This is a genomic window from Sphingopyxis sp. SCN 67-31 (assembly GCF_001725095.1).
The window spans coordinates 1-5,130 of sequence record NZ_MEFH01000204.1 but is presented as its reverse complement, the minus strand read 5'-3'; the positions used below and the strand labels follow the sequence as shown (position 1 = coordinate 5,130).

Below are 5,130 nucleotides of genomic sequence, written 5' to 3'. Positions count from 1 at the left end.
GCGCACGCCGGGATCATGATCGTCGATGCGGGAATCGACGAACTGCTCGACAAGATGGCCGCTTACCAGCCGCACGAGCCGATCTTCGCGATGAAGGCCGACGATCTGTAATGACCGCGGCGGGGGGCTATGATGCGGCGGCCCTGCACCGCTTTGCGCACGACAGCATCGCGCGCGGGTCGAAAAGCTTTGCGCTCGCCAGCCGGCTGTTCGACCGGCGGACACGCGAACGGGTGCTGCTGCTCTATGCCTGGTGCCGCGCCGCCGACGATCTGACCGACGGGCAGGATCATGGCGGCACCATGCGCGCGGGGCACGACGCGGTGGCGGCGGTCGCGCGCATCCGCGACCTGACCGATCGCGCCTTTGCCGGGGATCCTACCGGCGATCCCGCCTTCGACGCGCTCGGCCTGTTGCTGACCGAGGTCGCGATCCCGCGCGCGGTGATCGACGACATCGTCGCAGGCTTCGAACTCGACGCCGCCGACTGGCGCCCGCGCAGCGAGGCAGATTTGTTGCGCTATTGCTATCATGTCGCGGGCGCGGTGGGCGTCGCGATGGCGCTCGTCATGGGGGTCGATCCGGCGGACGAAACGACGCTCGACCGCGCGTCCGACCTCGGCATAGCGTTCCAGCTCGCCAATATCGCGCGCGACATTGCCGAAGATGCGGCGGCCGACCGCTGCTATCTGCCGGTCGACTGGCTGGTCGAGCTGGATATTCCGCCAGGTCAGCATATGCATCCCGCCTTTCGTCCGCGTCTTGCCGTGATGGCGAAATGGCTCGCCGAAATGGCCGGGGAATATGAAGTGTCGGCGCGCTGGGGCGCGCGCAAGCTGCCGCCGCGCAGCCGCTGGGCGGTGCTTGCGGCCGCGGGCATCTATGGCGACATCGCGCGCGCGGTGCGGCGCCGCGGCGATCATGCGTGGGACCATCGCACCGCGACGACGCGCGCCGCGAAATTCGGCTGGGTGGCGCGCGCCGGCTGGTCGGTGCTGCGCCGCCCGCCGCTGCGGCGCATCGCCCGCGACGGGCTGTGGACCCGCCCGCGGATCGCCGGTGATGCGGAGGCGGCGCAATGAGCCAGCTCGAATGGCTGGCCGCCGCGCTCGTCCTGATCAACGTCGCGCTGGTCGCGATGCGCAAGGTGTGGAACTATCCTTTCGCGCTCGCTGCCGTCACCCTTTATGCCTTCGTTTTCTACGAAGCGAAGCTGTACAGCGACATGCTGCTCCAGGGATTTTTCTTCGTCCTCAATCTTTACGGCTGGCTCAGCTGGATCCGCGCGCGCGACGACAGCGGCGTGCCCGTCGGATGGATGCCCGGCCGCGATCGCTGGCGGTGGGGCGCCGCTGTCGGGGTGGCCTGGGTCGTGTGGAGTTCGGCGATGCACCGCTATACCGACGCCGCGGCGCCGTGGATCGACGGGGGCATCGCGATGCTCAGCATCGCGGCGCAATGGCTGCTCGCGCGGCGCCGCGTCGAAAGCTGGTGGCTGTGGATTCTCGTCGATCTGATCGCGGTGCCGCTGTTCGCCTGGCGCGGCCTTTATGCGACCAGCGCGGTCTATATCGTCCTGCTGGGACTGTCGATCGACGGGCTGATCCAGTGGCGCCGCGCCGCCGCCGCGCCCGCGGCGATGCCGGCATGACGCGCCATATCTGTCTCCACGGCGCCGAATCGACCGGCAAGTCGAAGCTGGCGCCGCGCCTTGCCGCGTGTCTCGGCGGCGTAGTCGTCCCCGAATATGGCCGCACTTATTGCGAGGCGAACGGCACCGATCTCGAAGTCGGCGACCTGCTTGCCATCTTTCACGGCCATGTCGCCGCGACGAAGCTTGCCCTCGCGCAAGCCCCGGCGTGGGTGATCTCGGACACCGATCCGCTGATGACGCAGGCGTGGGCGATTATGCTGCTCGGCCGGCGCTTGCCCGAAATCGACACCTGGACCGATGTCGCCGACTTCTACCTCGTCCCGGCGCTCGACCTGCCTTGGCGCGAGGACGGAACGCGGCTGTTCGGCAGCGACCTTGCGCGGCGGCAGTTCATGGACGTTGCGATCGCCGAACTCGACCGCCGCCGTCTGCCCTGGGCCTGGGTCGAAGGCGATGGCGACGCCCGGCTGGAAAGTGCGCTCGCCGCGATCACGGCGGCGGGGCTCGATCGATAGCCCGCGCACGAAAAAGCCCGCCTTCGGCCTGAAGGCGGGCTTTTGCAGAAACGCCTTTGGCGCTTATTTCTTTTCGGGCGGCGCCACGGTGATGCGCACCCGCTCGCCCGAATTGCCGGGGAAGTTGGTGAACATCGCTTCGACCAGATTGGGAACGATCTGCGTCAGGTCATTATCGCGCGACTGCGCCTGCGCATGGCCTTCGAACAGCCGATAGCCGTCGGCGGCGCGGCTGATCTGCAGGTTGAGGTCGCTGGTGTAGACGGTGAAGCTTTCGACGTCGTTATAGCCCCAGCTCGGGCCGAAGCCGCCCCACAGGAAGGGGTCGCGCCAGCCGTAGATATAGCGGCGTCCGCGGGGGCCGCGCACGATCACGGGCGGCGAATAGAAGCCGCGGCCGTAATAGCCACCGTACCAGGGATTGCCGAAGCCGGGCGAGGAGACGACGCGTTCGCGCCCCTTGTCGATGCCATAATCCATACGCACGACCATGTCGGCCTTTTCGCCGGGAGCAGCGGGACGATAGCCATAGCGCGTCAGTTCACCCGCGACGAGCGTTGCATATTGGTTAAACTCGATCCCGCCCTGCAGCGCGGGGTCATTCGCCTCGATCGCGAAGCTCTGCCCCTGCGGTGCGGGAAGCTGGGTCTGGAAGCGCGCGACATCGGCGCGGAAGGGCGTGGCGGCACAGCCGGCCATCACCAGCGCCGCGCCGGTCATGGCGGCGAGTCCCAGACGCCGAAAGATTGTCTTGCTCATCATCATGCTCCGTGATTCGGTGCGCGCACAGCACGCACCGTTTATAGCATGACTACGCCGGTGCGGCTGAACCTTGGTTTAACCCGCTTCGTCGCAGCTCCGTTCCACGCAGACAATGACTTAGCGGCAAAGCCCCAAGACCTTGTATGTGGTGTCGAGCGTCGGCTTTGCAAGCGCGCGCGCCTTGTCGGCGCCCTTGTCGAGGATCGCGTCGAGCGCCGTCTGGTCGTCCTTGAGCGCGACGAAGCGCGCGTTGATCGGCGCCAGCCGCTCGACCAGCAGCTCGCCGAGCGCCGGCTTGAACGCGCCGAAGCCCTGCCCGCCGAACTGTTGCAGCACCGCGTCGGTGCTCGAGTCGGCAAGCGTGGCGTAAATCCCGACCAGATTGCGCGCCTCGGGCCGCCCTTCCAGCCCCGCGGCCTCGGACGGCAGCGGTTCGGGATCGGTCTTCGCCTTCTTCACCTTCTGCATCATCGTGTCGGCATCGTCGGTCAGGTTGATTCGGCTCATGTCCGACGGATCGGATTTGGACATCTTGGCCGACCCGTCGCGCAGGCTCATGATCCGTGCCGCGTCGGGCGGGATGATCGGTTCGGGCAGGGTGAAGACCGGATCTTCCGCGCTCGCATAATCATTGTTGAACTTCTGCGCGATGTCGCGCGCCAGCTCCAGATGCTGCTTCTGGTCCTCGCCGACGGGAACGTGCGTCGCCTGATAGAGCAGCACGTCGGCCGCCTGCAGCACCGGATAGGTGTAGAGCGCCGCCGAGGCGCCCTCGCGATTCTTGCCCGACTTGTCCTTGAACTGCGTCATCCGGTTCAGCCAGCCGATCCGCGCGGTGCCGTTGAGCAGCCATTGCAGCTCGGCATGCGCGGGGACGCGCGCCTGGTTGAACAGGGTCGAACGGTCGGGGTCGATGCCGCAGGCGACGAGCGCCGCAGTCATCGCGCGGGTGTTTGCGGTCAGATCGGCCGGGACGTGCGGCATCGAGATTGCGTGCAGGTCGGCCAGAAAGAACAGGCAGTCGCCGCCTTCGCTCGCCACCTGATCCTGCATCCGCACCCAGTTGCGGATCGCGCCCAGATAATTGCCGAGGTGCAAATTTCCGGTGGGCTGAATGCCCGAAACGATCCGCATGTCTTACTCCTGTGTTGGCGCGGGCTTGCCGCGGCGCCGCGTCAGCATGGCGACCAGATCCTTGTCAAGCGCACCGACAAGGAAAGCCACGGCGAAAAAGGTCGCGCCGCCCGCCAGCACGAGCGCGGCGAGCGCGCCGACCCGTTCGGCGACATTGCCGCCATAATAGGGGGCGACGACGGGCATCAGCCAGACGAGCAGCGCCGACATCGCTGCGACCGCGACGATCTGCCGCGCGATCCGGCTTGCCAGCCGGGCGGTAAAATGGAACCAGCCGCGGCGGTGGAGCACGGCATAGAGCAGCAGGCAGTTGAAGCTTGCCGACGCTGCGGTCGCCCCGGCGAGCCCGACGATGCCATAGCGTTCGACGACATAGAGGTTGATCGCAATATTGAGGGTGAGCGCGGCGAGCGCGGTCCACACCGGCGTCCGCGTGTCTTCGCGCGCGAAGAAGCCGGGGTTCAATATCTTGACGATCACATAGGCCGGCAGCCCCGCGACCAGTGCCACGACGATATGGGCCATGATTGCGCCGTCGGCCGCGGTGAATTTGCCGCCGACGAAAAAGGCGGTGACGAAGGCGGGCGCGCAAATGGCAAGCGCCGCGGCGGCGGGCAGGGTAAGCAGCGTCGCCATTTCAAAGGCATTGCTCTGCAACCGCTGCGCCTCGGCGGCGTCGCCGCTGTGAATATGGCGCGACAGCATCGGCAGGATCGCGGTGCCGAGCGCGATGCCGACGATGCCGAGCGGCAACTGGTTGAGCCGGTCGGCGAGCTTGAGCAACGTCAGCGACCCCTGCGGCAGCGAGGTGGCGAAGAAGGTGTCGACGAACTGGCTGATCTGATAGATGCCCGCGCCGAATGTGGCGGGCAGGATCAGCATGCCCAGCCGCCGGACCTCGGGCGTCAGCCGTGGTAGCCGCAGATGCAGGCGCAGTCCGGCGCGGCGCACCGCCCACCACAGATAGGCAAGCTGGGCGACCCCCGCGAGGCTGACCGCCACCGCGAGCGCGATCGCGACGATCCGGTCGTCGTGGCTGTCGCCGCGCAGCCACCAGCCGGTGAT

Annotated in this window: 6 protein-coding genes; 3 read left to right on the top strand and 3 right to left on the bottom strand. The window is 67.2% G+C overall.

Features of this window, described 5'->3' with window-relative positions:
- Positions 1-110: 110 nt before the first annotated feature.
- Genes ABS88_RS24035 through ABS88_RS24025 form a run of 3 tightly spaced genes read left to right on the top strand, consistent with a single transcriptional unit; the run spans position 111 to position 2,169 of the window.
- On the top strand, positions 111-1,082 hold the full coding sequence (locus tag ABS88_RS24035; RefSeq protein WP_286750812.1) for a phytoene/squalene synthase family protein: 972 nt from the start codon (positions 111-113) through the stop codon (positions 1,080-1,082).
- Positions 1,079-1,651, top strand: a complete 573-nt coding sequence (pnuC, locus tag ABS88_RS24030) for a nicotinamide riboside transporter PnuC (protein WP_286750811.1) — start codon at positions 1,079-1,081, stop codon at positions 1,649-1,651. The genes ABS88_RS24035 and pnuC overlap by 4 nt, the downstream gene beginning before the upstream one ends.
- Positions 1,648-2,169, top strand: a complete 522-nt coding sequence (locus ABS88_RS24025; protein ID WP_286750810.1) for an AAA family ATPase — start codon at positions 1,648-1,650, stop codon at positions 2,167-2,169. The genes pnuC and ABS88_RS24025 overlap by 4 nt, the downstream gene beginning before the upstream one ends.
- Positions 2,170-2,232: 63 nt before the next feature.
- On the opposite strand, the gene ABS88_RS24020 is transcribed toward ABS88_RS24025, so the two are convergent.
- The 3 genes from ABS88_RS24020 to murJ form a co-directional block, all read right to left on the bottom strand.
- Positions 2,233-2,934, bottom strand: a complete 702-nt coding sequence (locus tag ABS88_RS24020; protein WP_286750809.1) for a DUF4136 domain-containing protein — start codon at positions 2,932-2,934, stop codon at positions 2,233-2,235.
- Between the two features lie 114 nt (positions 2,935-3,048).
- On the bottom strand, positions 3,049-4,065 hold the full coding sequence (trpS, locus tag ABS88_RS24015; protein WP_186401618.1) for a tryptophan--tRNA ligase: 1,017 nt from the start codon (positions 4,063-4,065) through the stop codon (positions 3,049-3,051).
- A 3-nt stretch (positions 4,066-4,068) separates the two neighbouring features.
- The coding region (gene murJ, locus ABS88_RS24010; RefSeq protein WP_286750808.1) for a murein biosynthesis integral membrane protein MurJ at positions 4,069-5,130 on the bottom strand (1,062 nt) is incomplete at its 5' end.